We start from the raw sequence: 16,248 nt of genomic DNA, 5'->3' as shown, positions 1-16,248 counted from the left end.
GCTGTCGACCCAGTTCCGACGTGATCGAGCCAAAAAGCTCAGGATCACGATCAGCAAGGGACTGGGTGAAAAATCCGGTGTCACGAAGATTGGCGTTCATGGGCGCTCCACATGGCTGGGTAAAATTCTTGCGGATTTCCTATCGGAAACGCCACATTTGCAAAAGGCTTAAAGCGACGATTTGGCCCGCTACGGCGTCAAGACTGGCCTATCGGGGAAAGGTATGTTTGTTTCGGAACCAAATGTGCAGCACCGGAAACCGGAAAACATGAAAAAAAGAATCGCCTTTCTTGCCAGCGAGGTCAAAGTGGCGCAAACAGCCCGTGACACTCTGGTGGCCAAACACGGCAATGCTGCTCCTCGCGACGCAGATGTTGTGGTTGCTCTTGGAGGGGATGGCTTCATGTTGCACACCCTGCACAACATGCAGCATCTCGATACACCGGTTTATGGTATGAACCGCGGCACGATCGGGTTCCTGATGAACGAGTACCACGAAGACGACCTGATGGCACGGCTGGTGGAAGCCGAAGAAGAGGTGATTAATCCATTAGCAATGCGGGCGATGGATCAGTCCGGAAAATTGCACGAGGCGCTGGCGATCAACGAAGTATCGCTGTTGCGCGCTGGGCCACAGGCTGCTCGTTTGAAGATCAGTGTTGATGGCCGCGAGCGCATGGATGAACTTGTCTGCGATGGAGCTCTGCTGTCTACTGCGGCGGGGTCAACGGCATATAATTACTCGGCGCACGGGCCTATTCTGCCGATCGGCTCGGACGTTCTCGCGTTGACACCAATCGCCGCATTTCGCCCCCGCCGATGGCGTGGTGCCTTGCTGCCTAAAATCGCAAAGGTGCGGTTTGATGTGCTGGATGCGGACAAGCGACCTGTTATCGTTGCGGCTGATTCCATAGCCTTCCCAGACGTTGATTGGGTCGAGATCCGATCCGAGCCAGCGATCTCACATCGCATTCTTTTCGATCCGGGACACGGGTTGGAGGAGCGGCTGATATCCGAGCAATTCACTTAAATTTACGTTTCTGCGAGCTTTTTTGAGCCTGTGTGAAGCAGTTCACAGGGGATTCGCTCACAATTGGATAGTGTGAACTTGCTCGGAGAACACGCCAAGGTGGGAGTGAGTGGCCACCTGAAAGGCGTTTTCGAATGATTGCGCAGATTTTGCGCTGGCGAGGGTGGGTGGTGCTACGCTCGTCATCAGAAATCCGGGCTTATTTTAGCAGTCGGGCCCCGGGTACAATGTCCCGGGGTCTATTTTTCAGCCACCCTGCAACTCTGTCTTTTCCCATAACGGCAGGCAAATTTGCCCCACGCGTGCTTCGATGGCCGCGGCCGCATCCACCGCCAGATCTTCGCGCCAGCGCTGAGCGGCAATCTGAACATTGATCGGCTGAGGACCCTTCGGCAATTCAGCCAGCCGGGCCGGGACACATGCCGCAGGCAGGCCTAAAAAGTTCATCGCATAAGAATATACGGCGCACCCCAGAACCTCGTGCACACCTTCAGCGCCTTCGGTGTCCCGATCGGGTTTGAAGAACGGTTGTGGCAGGAAAGGCGACAGTACCAAAGGGAAATCCTGCAGAAACAGGGACCAATTGCGCGCGTAGTGGCTTCGTTTGGCCAGCATCTGGATCATCTCGGTTTCGACAATTGGCGGGAATTCCTGGAAATAGACCTCAAAGATATTCTGAATGGTTTTGGAACCAGCGGCTTCGATATCTGATTTCATGAGCGTCAGCACTTCGCCCATCAGCGTACGATAACCGATCCGACCACATTCAAAAACATCAGGCGGGTCAATCTCTTCCACAACATAGCCCGCATCAACCAGCGCCTCTCGTGCCGTGTCGAGCGCTTTCTCGACCTCGGGGTGCAAGGCATAGCCGAATGTGTTTTTTGTAAAGGCCACTTTGACTGGTGCGTCGAGGTCAGGACCACGCCAGGGCATGGGCACGTGAAACGGGTCACGCGCGTCGGCGGCGATCAGGCTGGGCATGGACAGATGCAGGTCGGCAGCCGACCGGGTTAACAGGCCCTGAACGGACATCGATTGCGCCAGCAAGCCGCGTTCGGCTTTCTGGCTTGGGTTCCACGCCGGGACACGCCCCAGCCCGGGTTTCACTGTCACGGCTCCGTTGGCTGCTGCGGGAAAGCGCAGGCTGCCGCCGATATCGTTGCCGTGGGCCAACGCGCCGATTCCGGCCATGACCGCGGCGCCAGCCCCGCCGGAAGAGCCGCCAGGAGAGATATGCCGCCCCCAGGGGTTGTGCGTACGCCCATAAAGCGGGTTGTCCGTGTCGGCGCGGAACGAGAACTCGGGCGTGTTGGTCCGCCCGATAACAATTGCCCCGGCCTTTTGCAGATTGCTCACAACCGGGGCGTCATCCGGTGCCATTACATCTTTCAGAGCAACAACACCGTTGGTTGTGGCATGGCCTTTTTGGTCAACATTCACCTTGATCGTGACCGGCACGCCATGCAGCGGCCCCGTCGGTTGGCCGTTTGCCCGCGCATGGTCCAAGGCCTTGGCACGTTCCAACGCCTCGGCGCGCAGGTCTTCCACCACTGCATTCAGGTCGGGGTTGACCGCATCCATTCGCTCGATCGAAGCCCGAACCGCCTCGGTCGCACTCAGGTCCCCGCGTCTTGTCAGGGTGGCCAGGTCAGTGGCGCTGAGACGCCAGATATCGGTTTGTGTCATGGGTCCTCACTGTCTTAATGCGACAGTAGGGAGGCTGCTTCCGGTTGCAAGAGAAGACACGACAAAGGGCGGCTTGCGCCGCCATCAGGTTACTTGGCATAACCGATTGTCTGTAAGGCTTCTTTGATTTCGTCAAGAATGGCAGGGTCGTCGATTGTTGCAGGCATTTTATAGTCTTGGCCGTCTGCAATCGACACCATCGTACCACGCAGGATTTTACCTGAACGGGTCTTGGGCAATCTGTCGACGACCACAGCCAGCTTGAAGGCCGCCACCGGGCCGATCTTTTCCCGAACCATTTTGACGACTTCCTGAACCACGTCGGCATGATCCCGGTTTGCGCCGGCATTCAGGCACAGGAACCCAACGGGCATCTGACCCTTTAGCTGATCCGATACACCGATCACCGCGCATTCGGCCACATCCGGGTGAGCGGCAAGCACTTCTTCCATCCCGCCGGTCGACAGGCGGTGACCCGCGACGTTGATGACATCATCGGTGCGGGCCATGATGTAAAGGTATCCGTCCTCGTCGATCATTCCGGCGTCGCCGGTTTCATAATACCCGGGGAAGTGCTCCAGATAGGATTTCTTGAACCGCTCCTCGGCGTTCCACAGGGTCGGCAGGGTGCCCGGAGGCAGCGGCAGCTTGACAGCGATGGCCCCGAGTTCGCCGGCTTTCATGGGGTGACCACCTTCGTCCAGTATTTGTACGTCATAGCCCGGCATCGGTTTGGCAGGCGAACCCAGCTTGATCGGAAGCTCTTCGATGCCCAGCGGATTGCCGGCAATGGCCCAACCGGTTTCGGTTTGCCACCAATGGTCGATCACCGGAACCTTCAGCGCATCCTGTGCCCATATGATGGTATCAGGATCAGCGCGTTCGCCTGCCAGATACAGAGCCCGCAGATGAGACAGATCGTATTTGGCGATCAATTCGCCCTTTGGATCTTCACGTTTGACGGCGCGGATCGCTGTGGGCGCGGTGAAGAAGCTTTTGACCCTATGCTCGGAGATTACGCGCCAGAAGGTGCCCGCATCAGGGGTGCCGACCGGTTTGCCTTCGAACACAATCGTCGTGTTCCCGTGGATCAGGGGTGCGTAGCAGATGTAGGAGTGCCCAACGACCCAACCCACATCGGACGCCGCCCAGAATACATCACCTGGATCGACGTTATAGATGTTCTTCATACTCCAGTTCAGCGCCACCAGATGCCCGGCAGTTGGGCGCACGACTCCCTTGGGCGCCCCGGTGGTGCCCGAAGTGTAGAGGATATACGCCGGATCGTCTCCGTCGACGGGGACGCATTCTGCCGGTTCAACGCCGTACTGGAACCCATGCCAGTTGTAGTCGCGCCCTTCGATCAGCTGTGCAACTTCTTGTTCGCGCTGGAAGATGACGCAGAAATCCGGCTTGTGTTCAGCAAGTTCAATGGCGCCGTCCAGAAGCGGCTTGTAGTGCACCACCCGCCCAGGCTCCATTCCGCAGGACGCGGCTATGATCGCTTTGGGTTTGGCGTCATCGATACGGACCGCCAATTCGTTGCTGGCAAATCCACCAAACACCACGGAATGCACAGCGCCCAGACGTGCGCAGGCCAGCATCGCCTCAAGCGCTTCGGGGATCATCGGCATGTAGATGATGACGCGGTCACCTTTCTCGATACCTTTTGCCCGCAGCGCACCGGCAAGATTGGCCACGCGGTTGCGCAGTTCAACATATGAAATCTCGCGCTTGGTGTGGGTGATCGGGCTGTCATAGATGATTGCGGTTTGTTCGCCGCGCCCGTTTTCCACGTGGCGGTCCACGGCGTTCCAGCAGGTATTGACCCGTGCGTCGCTGAACCATTCGTACAAGGGCGCATTGTCGTCGAACAGCGCTTTGCTGGGTTCCCTGACCCAATCGATCCCCTTGGCGGCGTCCATCCAGAACGCCTCGGGGTCCTTCTTCCAGCTGTCATAAACGTCCTGATACGCCATCTCGTCCTCCTCACAACGACTTGGTCTTTGTGTTAGGACCCAGAAAACTTTCGGGCAAGCGCGTCAAATGACGACGCGTCAGTTTATCGCAAAATATTTGCAGGAAATCACACAATAGCTTGCAAATTTTTGCAAACCTCTTTTCCGGCATTGAATTTTCTGCGCCGAAAAGGCCACTTTGCAAACTTGCAAATTCGGTAGTGCAAAAGATCATGCGAGAGACGACTCGGCGCAATGCCAATTCGCCACTCATCCGCTATCGTCACCACGGAGGTGCAACGACATATAGCAGCCAAGGTGTGAGTGTTTTATTAACCGCACCCCCGCGAGGATTGCGGTTCACGTCGACAGGAGACCAGCTTACCCGTAATGCGCCACCGGGGTCCCCGCTATGGCAGCCATGTTTAGCAATCCGCGTGCGGTAATGGACGGGGTGACGATATGCGCTTTGTTGCCCATTCCCATCAGAATCGGTCCGACTTCGATCCCGTCCGCTTTCATTTTCAGAATATTTCGCACGCCGCTGGCTGCGTCCGCATGGGCAAAGATCAGCACATTTGCCGCGCCCTGAAGGCGTGATCCCGGAAAGATCCGCTCGCGAAGGTCCGCATCAAGGGCGGCATCCAGGTTCATTTCCCCTTCATAGATAAAGTCGCGTGGTTTCTGGTCCAGGATTTCCAATGCGGCGCGCAGGCGCTTTCCGGAACCTTCTGCCTGATTGCCGAATTGCGACTGCGAACAGAATGCGATCTTGGGCTCAAGCCCAAATCGACGAACATGCCGTGCCGCGCCAATGGTCGATTCGGCCAACTCCTCCGGTGTCGGCAGTTGCCGAACGTGCGTATCGGCTATGAACAAGGGGCCGTCTTCCAATATCATCAGTGACAAAGCGCCGTGCGGGCGCAGGTCGCCGTCGGCCAGCACCTGTTCAACATAGTTCAGATGCCAGCGATATTCGCCAAACGTGCCGCAGATCATACTGTCAGCTTCGCCTCGATGCACCATGATCGCGCCGATGGCGGTCGTATTTGTGCGCATGATTGCCTTGGCCAGGTCAGGCGTCACACCTCGCCGCTGCATGATCTGATGATACGAGTTCCAGTAGTCGTAATAACGCGGATCGTTTTCCGGGTTCACGATCTGGCAATCTGTGCCCGGGCGAATAGTCAGGCCCAGCTTTTCGCAACGGGATTCGATTACTTCGGGTCGCCCGATCAGGATCGGCGTTTCTGTTGTTTCCTCAAGAATGGCCTGTGCAGCCCGCAGCACCCTTTCGTCTTCGCCCTCGGCAAAAACGATGCGACGGGATGCGACAGCCGCAGCCTCGAACACGGGGCGCATCAAAAGGGCCGACTTGAAGACAGTCTGGTTGAGTTTTTCCTTGTAGGCCTCAAGGTCCTCAATGGGGCGCTTTGCGACGCCGCTTTCCATGGCTGCCCTGGCAACCGAAGACGAGACGACGCCCACCAGACGCGGGTCAAAGGGTTTCGGGATCAGGTAATCCGGCCCAAAGGTCAGTTGTTCGCCCTTATAGGCGGCTGCGGCCTCGGCGCTTGTCGTCGCGCGGGCCATATCCGCAATGCCGTCAACGCAGGCAATCTGCATCGCATCATTGATCTCGGTCGCGCCCACATCCAGAGCCCCCCGGAAGATAAACGGGAAACACAACACGTTGTTGACCTGATTGGGGAAATCGCTGCGCCCCGTGGCGATGATCGCGTTCGGGGCAACCTCACGCGCGGCCTGTGGCAAGATTTCAGGCGTTGGGTTGGCCAGTGCAAAGATGATTGGACGATTGGCCATTTTCTTGACCATTTCGGGCTTCAGGACATTCGGGCCGCTAAGGCCCAGAAACAGATCTGCATCGCCGATTACATCATCCAGAGTACGCAAGTCCGTTTTCTGCGCGAACTGCGACTTATGCGGGTTCATATCCTCGGCACGCCCCTCGTAGACGAGCCCGTGAATATCGCACAGCCAGATGTTTTCCTGTTTCACACCCAGCTTCACAAGCATGTTCAGGCACGCAATCCCGGCAGCCCCGCCACCGGTTGATACGACCTTGATGTCTGCAAATGTCTTTCCGGCTACATGCAGAGCATTCTTCGCAGCGGCCCCCACGACAATGGCCGTTCCGTGCTGATCGTCGTGGAAAACGGGAATGTTCATGCGTTCGCGGCACAGCTTTTCGACTATGAAACAATCCGGCGCCTTGATGTCTTCCAGGTTGATGGCCCCGAATGTCGGCTCCAGCGCGCAGACGATATCCGCCAGCTTTTCCGGATCGGGCTGATCGACTTCGATATCAAAACAGTCAATGCCTGCGAACTTTTTGAACAGGACGGCTTTGCCTTCCATCACCGGTTTCGAGGCCAGCGCCCCGATATTGCCTAAACCAAGAACCGCAGTGCCGTTGGACACCACGGCGACAAGGTTGCCGCGCGCCGTATACTTTTCAGCGTTCGCAGCGTCGGCTTTGATTTCAAGGCTGGCCTCGGCAACGCCGGGCGAATAGGCGCGCGCCAGATCGCGACCATTGGCCATCGGTTTCGTGGCCTTGATCTCAAGTTTTCCAGGTTTCGGATGGGCGTGATAGTCAAGCGCGGCCTGTCGCAGGCTGGGGGTGTCAGACATTGGAGATTCAGTTCCCTCTGAGAATTTGATTTAACATTAAACTATTCGTCCGAGCTTGGCTACGTTGCGTAATTTTGCCGACGTCTCGCAGTTGCGAACCGGAATTGGGTTGAATTTTGACACATTTTTTTTACATCTAGGTAACTTTGCGAAACGAACAAACACTCAGGCAAGACGAAGCAGTAATGACTTTCAAGGCAAATGATCAGGTCGATGGCCTGTCCTCTGGTCCTGTGGCGGATACTGGAGTTGTGCGGCTGACCATATGGTTTGCGGTGCTGACGGGTGTTGTGCTTCTTGGTGCTGTTGGCATCTGGCCAGAACAGGCACTGGTTTTCAATCAGGAAGGCGGGTTGTTTGAAACAATTTCCGCGGCGTGTTTGTTTGCAGCGGGTGTGGCGGCTTTGTGGCGATACCCGGGTGTCACACGGCTTTATATCGGGCTGACATTCCTATTGTTGGCCGAGCGTGAGCTTGAGGAAAGCGTTTACCCTGAAGGCAGTTTGCCGTTCCTGATCCTTGACGGTCTAGATGCCGTGCTGGACGTCACTGTGGTCAGGGTCGTGCTGGCCTGCGTTGTTCTGAGCGGCGTCATCTGGCATGGGATCCCGACGGGATGGCGTGCTATCAAGCAACGCGCGTCTTTTATGATCGTGTTCATAGTGGCCGGCTGTCTTGCCGTCATCGCCCAACTTCTCGAAGAATTCACCGGGCTGCACAGCGACGCTTTGTCGTCAGTTATGAAAACGCGGCTTTTCGTGATGGAAGAAACGCTCGAGATGTTCTTTTCGATTGGCATTTTGGCCTCTGTTCTGATCGGATGGCCGAAATCGAAATCTGATGAGACATCTCATGACAAAGACATCCGAGCATTCCCGGACCCAAGCTGAATTTCGTTTGCCTACCCAGGAAATTCGAAACGACATCCCCTTTTATACCAAGGTGTTGGGGATGCAGATGGACATGATCTATCCCGCAGACGATCCGCGCGTCGCAGTGTTTTCAGGGCACGGTCTGCGGCTGCGGATCGAAAAAGACGCGCCCGAAGGTCCGGGAGCATTGCGCATCCTGACAGATGACCCGGAAAGCTTTGCAGATGGCCAACGCGTTCTTGTCGCGCCGAATGGGACCCGGATCGAAATCGAAGAGCGAAATCCGCCGCTGGTGATGCCTGAAACAGTTCATTCCTTCGTGGTGCGCAGGCTCAAGGATCAGGCACCCTGGATCATCGGCCGGGCTGGGATGCACTATCGCGATCTGGTGCCAGACCGTTTGGGCGGATCGATCATCGCAAGCCACATCCGTATCCCGGACGGTGGTCCGGTGCCCGACATGGTGCATTTTCACAAAGTTGGGTTCCAACTGATATTCTGCATCCATGGCTGGGTGGATGTTGTCTACGAGGATCAGGGAGAGAAAATGCGCCTAAATGCAGGGGATTGCTTTATCCAGCCGCCGGAAATTCGTCACCGTGTACTCGAAGCGTCAGACAATGTTCAGGTCGTCGAAATAGGTGTGCCAGCGGAACATGTCACGGAAATCGACCATGACATGCAGCTTCCAACGCCGCATTTTCACCCGGAGCGCGAATGGCAGGGGCAACGCTTTGTCTATAACCAGGCCAAGGACGCTGAATGGATACCATTCCGTCTTCCGGGTTACATCTGCCGCGACACGACAATTGCCGAGAACACCAAAGGGGTCGCAGGGGTCCAGGTCGTCCGCAAAGGGCAGGGCGATACCGAATGGGCCAGCCACGATACGGACATTCACTTTACCTTCGTGATGGACGGAGCGGTCACGCTGGAAGGCGAAGGGCGCGAGCCCTACCGGCTGGAGCAAGGAGACGCCTTTGTCATCCCGCCCGGGATGCGCACGCGGTTATCTGCCCCATCGGACGACATCGAGTTGCTGGAAGTCACCTTGCCCGGTACCTTCAACACAACACTGGGCTGACCGAAAAACATCGGCTGGGGGCTTCAACTTCTCCGCCTTTTTACTTTACGGTGCAATTTTCTGACCAGACGATCAAAAAATGGGGAATCGCCATGTCGCTGAAAGACGCTGCTTTGTCCGTCCGGGAAAATGCCTATGCGCCTTATTCGAATTTCAAGGTTGGCGCGGCGCTTCGATCCTCCTCGGGTCAGGTCTATTCCGGGTGTAACGTTGAGAATGTGGCATATCCCGAAGGCACCTGTGCTGAGGCCGGTGCAATCGCCTCGATGGTTGCTGCGGGCGAGCAGGAATTTACAGAGGTCTACGTGGTTGCCTCCAGCCCTCAGCCTGTGCCGCCCTGCGGTGGGTGCCGCCAGAAACTGGCCGAGTTTGGCAAGCGCGATGTGAAAGTTACTCTGGCAACCGTGGACGGTGCCGAATTTGAGACAACCATCGGGGATCTGTTGCCGGGTGCATTCGATGCTTCACACATGGAGGATGTCTGAACGCATGGATGCCCGCGCGATCATAGCAAAACTGCGCAGGCAGGAGGTGCCGGGTCGCGAGGAACTGATCTGGTTTGCGCAGGGACTTGCGGACGGAAGCGTCAGCGACGCGCAGGCCGGGGCTTTTGCCATGGCCGTCTGCATGGGCAGTTTGGGCGCTCAGGGGCGTGCGGATTTGACGATCGCGATGCGCGACAGTGGAGACGTACTGAATTGGGATGTGGACGGACCGGTGATCGACAAGCACTCGACCGGAGGTGTCGGGGACAGTGTCAGCCTGGTTCTTGCCCCGGCGCTTGCGGAATGTGGGGCGTACGTCCCAATGATCTCGGGCCGGGGCCTGGGGCACACTGGTGGAACGCTTGACAAGCTTGAGGCTATCCCGGGGGTCAGCACTCAGATCGGGCAGGACCGTCTTGCGCAGATTCTGCGCGAAACCGGTGCCGCCATCGTCGGAGCGACGGGCCAGATCGCGCCGGCAGACAAGCGCCTTTATGCGGTGCGGGATGTGACCGCGACAGTTGAGAGCCTGGACCTGATCACAGCGTCGATCCTGTCCAAAAAGCTGGCCGCCGGCCCGGACGCGCTGGTTCTTGACGTCAAGGTCGGCAGCGGCGCTTTCATGAAAACGATGGAAGATGCCCGCAAATTGGCCACCGCATTGACCGAGACCGCAAACGCAGCAGGGTGTCGCACGTCGGCGGTGATCACTGACATGAATCAGCCATTGGCCCCGGCGTTGGGGAATGCTTTGGAGATCGCTGAGGTGATGAAAGTCCTGACCGGCTCGGATATGTCACCTTTGGCAGACATTTCTGCCGAGCTGGGGGGCGTCTTGCTGACCGATGCAGGAATGTGCGGTTCGGTCGAGGAGGGACGTGATAAAATCTTTGAAATCATCCGTGACGGACGCGCCGCAGAGCGATTTGGGCGCATGATGGCAGCGGTTGGTGGCCCCGTTCAGTTCGTCGAGACCTGGGCTCGGTTCCTTCCTGAGGCGAATGTAATCCAAGAGGTTCCGGCGCCGCGGGACGGCTTCATTTTTGCTATCGATGGCGAAGCTCTGGGTCTTGCCGTGGTTGCGCTGGGCGGTGGCCGTCAGGTCGAAAGTGATGAGATCGATCCAGCCGTCGGAATATCCAATATTCTCCGGCTGGGGGATCGTTTGACCAAAGGTTCACCGATTGCCGTGATCCATGCTGCTCGGGAAGATGCCGCGCGCCGAGCCGCAGAAACCGTGCTGAGCGCGATTGAGATCAGCGATACGACTCCGATGCTTCCGGATCTGATCCACGAAAGGATTAGCGTATGAGCCGTGCATTTCTCGTCGTCATGGATTCCGTTGGAATAGGCGGTGCGCCTGATGCCGATCGTTTTTTCAATGGGGACGTCCCGGATAGTGGGGCAAATACGCTGGCTCATATCGCGCAGGCTTGTGCCGAAGGGCGGGCCGAAGACGGTCGCTCGGGCCCTTTGAGCCTGCCGAACCTCGACGCGCTGGGTTTGGGTGCGGCTGCGCGACTGGCGTCTGGGGACGCAACCCCCGGATTGGACGCCAAACCCGTTGGGCTGTGGGGCTGCGCGCGCGAGCATTCGCCCGGCAAAGACACGCCCTCGGGCCACTGGGAACTGGCAGGTCTGCCGGTACCCTGGGAATGGCACTATTTCCCGGATACGGTTCCAGCTTTTCCTGCGGACCTGAGCCGGGCAGCGGCCCGGGCCGCCGGGACCGAAGGCATCCTTGGCGATTGCCATGCCTCGGGCACGGCGATCATCGCTGAATTAGGTGCCGAGCATATGCGAACCGGCTGGCCGATCTGCTACACCTCAGCCGACAGTGTGTTTCAGATCGCAGCCCATGAAGAGAGTTTCGGGCTGGACCGTTTGCTGGGTATGTGCCGCGCACTTGCACCGCGCTTGCACGAGATGAAAGTGGGCCGTGTCATTGCGCGCCCCTTTGTCGGCACGCCAGAGGCGGGATTTGAACGGACAACCAACCGCAAGGATTTCGCCATTCAGCCGCCCGCTCCGGTTCTGACCAATTGGGTGCAGGATGCCGGGCGGAAGGTGCACGCGGTGGGCAAGATCGGCGACATCTTTTCCATGCAGGGTATCGACACGCTGCGCAAAGGGTCGGACGCTGAACTCATGCGGCACCTTTCAGATCTGGTGGATGACGCCGAAGAGGGCAGCCTGACTTTCGCCAATTTTGTTGAATTCGACAGTCTTTTTGGCCACCGTCGGGATATCAGCGGCTATGCCCGAGCATTGGAATGGTTCGACCGGGAGGTCGGTGAGATTCTGGCCAGGCTCCGCCCCGGCGACCTGTTGGTGTTGACCGCCGATCATGGCAATGATCCCAGCTGGACCGGGACAGATCACACACGTGAACAAGTACCGGTTCTGATTTCCGGGTCTGGCACGGGGCAGATCGGCCAGGTGGACTTTGCCGACATTGCCGCCAGCATCGCCCATCACCTGGACATTCCGGCGCAAGGGCCGGGAAGGAATTTTCTATGAGCGTCGCCGACCTGCCGAAAATAGAACTGCACCTGCATCACGAAGGCGCCGCGCCACCGGCATTCATCCGCCAGCTTGCGCATGAGAAGCGGGTGGACCTGAGCGGTATCTTTAAGTCCGACGGTTCTTATGATTTTCGCGATTTCGCGCATTTCCTGAATGTGTATGAGGCCGCCTGCGAAGTCCTGAAAACGCCTGAAGACTTCCGGCGGCTGACATTGGCCATTCTCGAAGAAAGCGCCCGGAACGGCGTGGTCTATTCGGAAACCTTCCTCAGCCCGGACTTTTGCGGGGGTGGTGATCTGCACGCGTGGCAGGACTATCTGAATGCCATTCAGGACGCTGCGGATGAAGCCGAACGCAAGTTCGACATAACCCTGCGGGGTGTCATCACATGTGTCCGCCATTTTGGCCCCGAGCAAGCCAAGCGGAGCGCCTATTGTGCAGCAGAAACAGCGGGCGACTGGATTACCGGTTTTGGCATGGGGGGAAATGAATCCGTTGGCACACAGGTTGATTTCAAATGGGCTTTCGACTGCGCGCGCGAAGCCGGGCTTCGCCTGACGACACATGCCGGTGAGTTCGGAGGCCCTGAAAGCGTGCGTGATGCTGTGCGCGATCTGGGAGTCGAGCGCATCGGGCACGGTGTTCGCGCCCTCGAGGACCCGGACCTTGTTCGCGAACTGGTCGACCGGGAAATCACTCTTGAGGTCTGTCCTGGATCGAATGTGGTTCTGGGGCTTTTCCCCGATTTTGCGGCCCACCCGATTGCGAACTTGCGCGATGCAGGAGTGAAGGTAACGGTATCCACAGACGATCCCCCGTTTTTTCACACGACCATGCGACGGGAATATGAGATGTTGAACGCAGCCTTCGGCTGGGAGGCCGAAGATTTTGCGGCCCTGAATCAGACCGCCCTGGAAGCGGCCTTTTGCGATGATGATACCCGCGCGCGGGTCAATAAAAGACTGGAGAACACATGAGCGAACATCTGACCGTTGTCAATCACCCGCTGGTGCAACACAAACTGACGCTCATGCGGGACAAGGGTACCTCGACCGCCGGGTTCCGGCAGTTGCTGCGCGAAATAACGTTGTTGTTGGCCTATGAGGTCACGCGCGAAATTCCGTTAACCACGCGCCATATCGAAACGCCGATGGAAGAAATGGATGCCCCCATTCTTGCGGGCAAGAAAATGGCGCTGGTGTCGATCCTGCGTGCCGGAAACGGGATGCTGGATGGGGTGTTGGAATTGGTTCCTTCTGCGCGCGTCGGTTTTGTCGGTCTGTATCGCGACGAAGAAACGCTAAAGCCCGTGCAGTATTACTTCAAAGCACCCGAGAGCCTGAAAGACCGTTTGGTTATCGCGGTGGATCCGATGCTGGCCACTGGCAACAGCTCGGCTGCGGCCGTTGACCTGCTGAAAGAGGCGGGGGCGACGGATATCCGCTTTCTCTGTCTGTTGGCCGCGCCGGAAGGGGTCGCGCGTATGAAAGAGGCGCACCCGGATGTACATATCGTCACTGCCGCACTGGACCGCGAGCTGAACTCGAAAGGCTATATCATGCCGGGTCTGGGCGATGCAGGCGACCGGATGTTTGGAACCAAGTAACCCGGATTATTCGCCGCATATGTTTTGCAGCCGGACCCAATCGCGGTCCGGCAACACCTGTTCCAGGGTTCGGCCGGCCATGGGATCAGCCTCAATCAGACCCAGCACTGATTCACCGGTAATGTCCTGAGCATAGGCGTAAGGGGCAGAGGGCAGGGCGCTTTGTGAGAACATCGCCAGCAAGTCTTCGTCTGGAAGGGATGGTCGGGGCTGCGAAAGGACCTGTTCGGTATACGTATCAATGATCTCAGGGGTCAGTTCCCCGGTCGTCAACAACCGAAAGGCCGAGGATGCCCCGGTTCTGTCCAGCAGATCATCCAGCGGGTCGTTGAGCGCCGTACGCGCGCGCTCTGCGATAATATAACCTGCTGCGACGGCAGGGTCTTCATGGTCTTCTACCAGGGCACGATTTAACAGAACGGTGCCACCGGGCAGGCTGAGGCTGTCCTGAACACCTGCGGGCAGAATAATGATCTGCCGGACGCCTGTGCGGTGGGCCAACTGATTCAGCGAAGCCTGCGCATCCACAGACGTGCAGGCCGGTCCCGAGACGCGCTCGATCCGACGCAAAATTGTGTCTCCGATCTCCTGTCGTTTGACCTCGGGCACGACCGAGACAACGTGGTTTCGCAAAGCACCGGGGAACCAGAACAACAATACCGCCAGAACCGCTGCCACAACGCCTCCGACGCTCATCCAGCGCAAACGGCCGGGACGGGGACGAGAGCGTTCGATGGCACGTTGCAGCCGATCGATCGCTTCGAGCATCGTGGTTTCGGATTCTCCCAGTTCCAGTGTCTCATCCGGATCACCATCGGGGTTGAAAACAGCCGGAAAGGCACCGGGATTCTGCCGTTCCAGCGCCGCCAAGGACCAATGAGTCAAAGCCCTGTCATTGAAATCGGAAATTGTCAGGGTTGCTTTGCCAATCGATACCACAACTTCGCGCCGCTGTTCATCGGGCGAAGGGCGCCACAGACCGGTGGCTTCGATCCGCTGGTACTTTTTCAGGGCCGTCATTGGTTGAGGTCTGCTCGAAATTGTTTTGCCGCAGCTTAGCATGGCAAAATCCCCGGGCGCAAACCTGTTGCGCAGGCATTCCGATTTGTGCTGGATACCCGTCAGGAAAAAGATCGCCGATCTTTGATCGCAACAGAGGCGCGAAAATGCAGGCAGACACGTCCACCGCCCCGGTGCTGGCTTCGGCCCTGATGGTAGCTGCGATGGCAATTATCGGCGTGATCGACAACGTTGTGATCCTGCTGGCCGAGACGGTCGGGCTGTGGCAATTCCATTTTATGCGGGCACTGTTGATGCTGCCGCTGATTGTTGGCCTTTCCTTTCTGGGGCTGGGTGGGCTGAGGCCGCATCGGTGGGGACCTGTCATCTTACGAAGTTTGTTGATCACAACGGCTATGTTTTTCTATTTTGCGTCTCTGTCGATGATGCCGATTGCGCAAGCCCTGGCAGGGTTGTTCACCTCCCCGATTTTCGTGCTGTTGATTTCGTCCATTGCGCTCAGACAAAAGATAGGGCCGTGGCGCATTCTGGCTGTACTGATCGGTTTTTCGGGTATTCTTCTGGTTTTGCAGCCAAACCCGGTCGAGTTTGATATGCGTTCGGTTTTCCCGATTGCCGCTGGTTTTTTCTATGCCTTGAGTTCGATCATGACGCGGACATATTGCGCGCGTGAAAGCACGGTTGCGATGCTGGCGGCCATGGTCATTACCCTTGGCCTGTCAGGGGCCGTGGGGGTTATTTTGTTCACGGTCTCGCCTGTTGCCACGCTGGACGGGCCCGAAGGCTTTGTCACGCGGGGATGGGTCTGGGGCGTGGGGCCCGCATTGCAATGGATTTCAATTCAGGCAGTCGGGTCGACGATTGCGGTCTTCATGCTCATCAAAGCCTATCAGGTAGGCGAGACCTCTTACGTGGCCGTGTTCGAGTATTCGGTGATGATCTTCGGGCCGCTCTTTGCATTCGTCGCACTGGGTCAGACCCTCGATCTGATGCAGGTGTCCGGGATCGTCCTGATCGCGACAGCGGGGGTTTTGCTGGGCTGGCGGGCCAAACGGTCATCCACCCAGCAAGAACTTGCCTGACGCGTGCAATACCGCACTCTGTCAACGGTTTTAAAACGCTGCAATCTGAATAAGCGACTTCATTTCGTCTGATCGGGGGCAGGTGGATTCGAACGATCACAACATGGTGCCCGTTTCGAAAATGGCACAAAAGCCGGTTTGTGGCCTGTCAGTGTTTACGGAATCTCTGCAAAAACCCGTTGAGGCGGCCCAAATTGGGCATAAATATGTCTGAAATAAGACAGCCTCGATTTTTGATGTT

At 57.5% G+C, this 16,248-nt stretch carries 13 protein-coding genes; 9 read left to right on the top strand and 4 right to left on the bottom strand.

Features of this window, described 5'->3' with window-relative positions:
* Positions 1 to 223: 223 nt before the first annotated feature.
* Complete coding sequence (locus AC2FEB_RS08335) at positions 224 to 1,030, top strand: NAD kinase (RefSeq protein ID WP_496674711.1); 807 nt, start codon at positions 224 to 226, stop codon at positions 1,028 to 1,030.
* 246 nt (positions 1,031 to 1,276) lie between these two features.
* Here AC2FEB_RS08335 and AC2FEB_RS08330 read toward each other — a convergent pair whose 3' ends face one another.
* The 3 genes from AC2FEB_RS08330 to AC2FEB_RS08320 form a co-directional block, all read right to left on the bottom strand.
* Positions 1,277 to 2,719, bottom strand: coding sequence for an amidase family protein (locus AC2FEB_RS08330; RefSeq protein ID WP_496883990.1), 1,443 nt, complete (start codon positions 2,717 to 2,719; stop codon positions 1,277 to 1,279).
* A gap of 89 nt (positions 2,720 to 2,808) precedes the next feature.
* Entirely contained in the window at positions 2,809 to 4,698 is a 1,890-nt protein-coding gene (gene prpE / locus AC2FEB_RS08325; protein WP_496674715.1) for a propionate-CoA ligase PrpE, read from the bottom strand.
* Positions 4,699 to 5,058: 360 nt separating this feature from the next.
* A complete protein-coding gene (locus tag AC2FEB_RS08320) occupies positions 5,059 to 7,332 on the bottom strand; it encodes an NADP-dependent malic enzyme (RefSeq protein WP_496674717.1) in 2,274 nt (757 codons plus the stop codon).
* A gap of 185 nt (positions 7,333 to 7,517) precedes the next feature.
* Between AC2FEB_RS08320 and AC2FEB_RS08315 the strand changes: the two genes are divergently transcribed.
* From AC2FEB_RS08315 to upp, 7 genes are all read left to right on the top strand, one after another.
* Entirely contained in the window at positions 7,518 to 8,222 is a 705-nt protein-coding gene (locus AC2FEB_RS08315) for a hypothetical protein (RefSeq protein ID WP_496674719.1), read from the top strand.
* A complete protein-coding gene (locus AC2FEB_RS08310) occupies positions 8,185 to 9,288 on the top strand; it encodes a cupin domain-containing protein (RefSeq protein WP_496883989.1) in 1,104 nt (367 codons plus the stop codon). The genes AC2FEB_RS08315 and AC2FEB_RS08310 overlap by 38 nt, the downstream gene beginning before the upstream one ends.
* Before the next feature lie 71 nt (positions 9,289 to 9,359).
* Entirely contained in the window at positions 9,360 to 9,773 is a 414-nt protein-coding gene (locus AC2FEB_RS08305; protein WP_256369674.1) for a cytidine deaminase, read from the top strand.
* A 4-nt stretch (positions 9,774 to 9,777) separates the two neighbouring features.
* Positions 9,778 to 11,085, top strand: a complete 1,308-nt coding sequence (locus AC2FEB_RS08300) for a thymidine phosphorylase (protein ID WP_496674879.1) — start codon at positions 9,778 to 9,780, stop codon at positions 11,083 to 11,085.
* The gene (locus tag AC2FEB_RS08295; protein ID WP_496674723.1) at positions 11,082 to 12,293 is read left to right on the top strand and encodes a phosphopentomutase; all 1,212 of its coding nucleotides are present in this window, start codon (positions 11,082 to 11,084) and stop codon (positions 12,291 to 12,293) included. Before AC2FEB_RS08300 ends, AC2FEB_RS08295 begins: the two co-directional genes overlap by 4 nt.
* Positions 12,290 to 13,276: an adenosine deaminase gene (locus tag AC2FEB_RS08290; protein WP_496674725.1), complete on the top strand. Its 987-nt coding sequence runs from the start codon at positions 12,290 to 12,292 to the stop codon at positions 13,274 to 13,276. The genes AC2FEB_RS08295 and AC2FEB_RS08290 overlap by 4 nt, the downstream gene beginning before the upstream one ends.
* Positions 13,273 to 13,905 carry a uracil phosphoribosyltransferase gene (gene upp, locus AC2FEB_RS08285; protein WP_496674727.1) on the top strand — a complete coding sequence of 211 codons (633 nt, stop codon included), beginning with the start codon at positions 13,273 to 13,275 and terminating at the stop codon, positions 13,903 to 13,905. The genes AC2FEB_RS08290 and upp overlap by 4 nt, the downstream gene beginning before the upstream one ends.
* A gap of 6 nt (positions 13,906 to 13,911) precedes the next feature.
* On the opposite strand, the gene AC2FEB_RS08280 is transcribed toward upp, so the two are convergent.
* Positions 13,912 to 14,925: a hypothetical protein gene (locus AC2FEB_RS08280; protein WP_496674729.1), complete on the bottom strand. Its 1,014-nt coding sequence runs from the start codon at positions 14,923 to 14,925 to the stop codon at positions 13,912 to 13,914.
* Between the two features lie 146 nt (positions 14,926 to 15,071).
* On the opposite strand from AC2FEB_RS08280, the gene AC2FEB_RS08275 reads away from it, so the two are divergent.
* Positions 15,072 to 16,007 (top strand): DMT family transporter, encoded by a 936-nt coding sequence (locus tag AC2FEB_RS08275; RefSeq protein WP_496883988.1) that lies wholly within the window; start codon positions 15,072 to 15,074, stop codon positions 16,005 to 16,007.
* Positions 16,008 to 16,248 lie beyond the last annotated feature (241 nt).

The sequence above is a fragment of the Ruegeria sp. YTSC106 genome, assembly GCF_059609765.1.
The sequence above is the reverse complement of the archived record's forward strand: the minus strand, read 5'-3'. Positions and strand labels throughout refer to the sequence as shown.

Excerpts from the sequence above, each read along its gene's own strand:
- AC2FEB_RS08275 (WP_496883988.1), top strand. The coding sequence starts at position 15,072 with ATGCAGGCAGACACGTCCACCGCCCCGGTGCTGGCTTCGGCCCTGATG.
- AC2FEB_RS08330 (WP_496883990.1), bottom strand. The coding sequence starts at position 2,719 with ATGACACAAACCGATATCTGGCGTCTCAGCGCCACTGACCTGGCCACC.
- upp (WP_496674727.1), top strand. The coding sequence starts at position 13,273 with ATGAGCGAACATCTGACCGTTGTCAATCACCCGCTGGTGCAACACAAA.
- AC2FEB_RS08310 (WP_496883989.1), top strand. The coding sequence starts at position 8,185 with ATGACAAAGACATCCGAGCATTCCCGGACCCAAGCTGAATTTCGTTTG.
- prpE (WP_496674715.1), bottom strand. The coding sequence starts at position 4,698 with ATGGCGTATCAGGACGTTTATGACAGCTGGAAGAAGGACCCCGAGGCG.
- AC2FEB_RS08290 (WP_496674725.1), top strand. The coding sequence starts at position 12,290 with ATGAGCGTCGCCGACCTGCCGAAAATAGAACTGCACCTGCATCACGAA.
- AC2FEB_RS08315 (WP_496674719.1), top strand. The coding sequence starts at position 7,518 with ATGACTTTCAAGGCAAATGATCAGGTCGATGGCCTGTCCTCTGGTCCT.
- AC2FEB_RS08300 (WP_496674879.1), top strand. The coding sequence starts at position 9,778 with ATGGATGCCCGCGCGATCATAGCAAAACTGCGCAGGCAGGAGGTGCCG.
- AC2FEB_RS08295 (WP_496674723.1), top strand. The coding sequence starts at position 11,082 with ATGAGCCGTGCATTTCTCGTCGTCATGGATTCCGTTGGAATAGGCGGT.
- AC2FEB_RS08335 (WP_496674711.1), top strand. The coding sequence starts at position 224 with ATGTTTGTTTCGGAACCAAATGTGCAGCACCGGAAACCGGAAAACATG.
- AC2FEB_RS08320 (WP_496674717.1), bottom strand. The coding sequence starts at position 7,332 with ATGTCTGACACCCCCAGCCTGCGACAGGCCGCGCTTGACTATCACGCC.
- AC2FEB_RS08280 (WP_496674729.1), bottom strand. The coding sequence starts at position 14,925 with ATGACGGCCCTGAAAAAGTACCAGCGGATCGAAGCCACCGGTCTGTGG.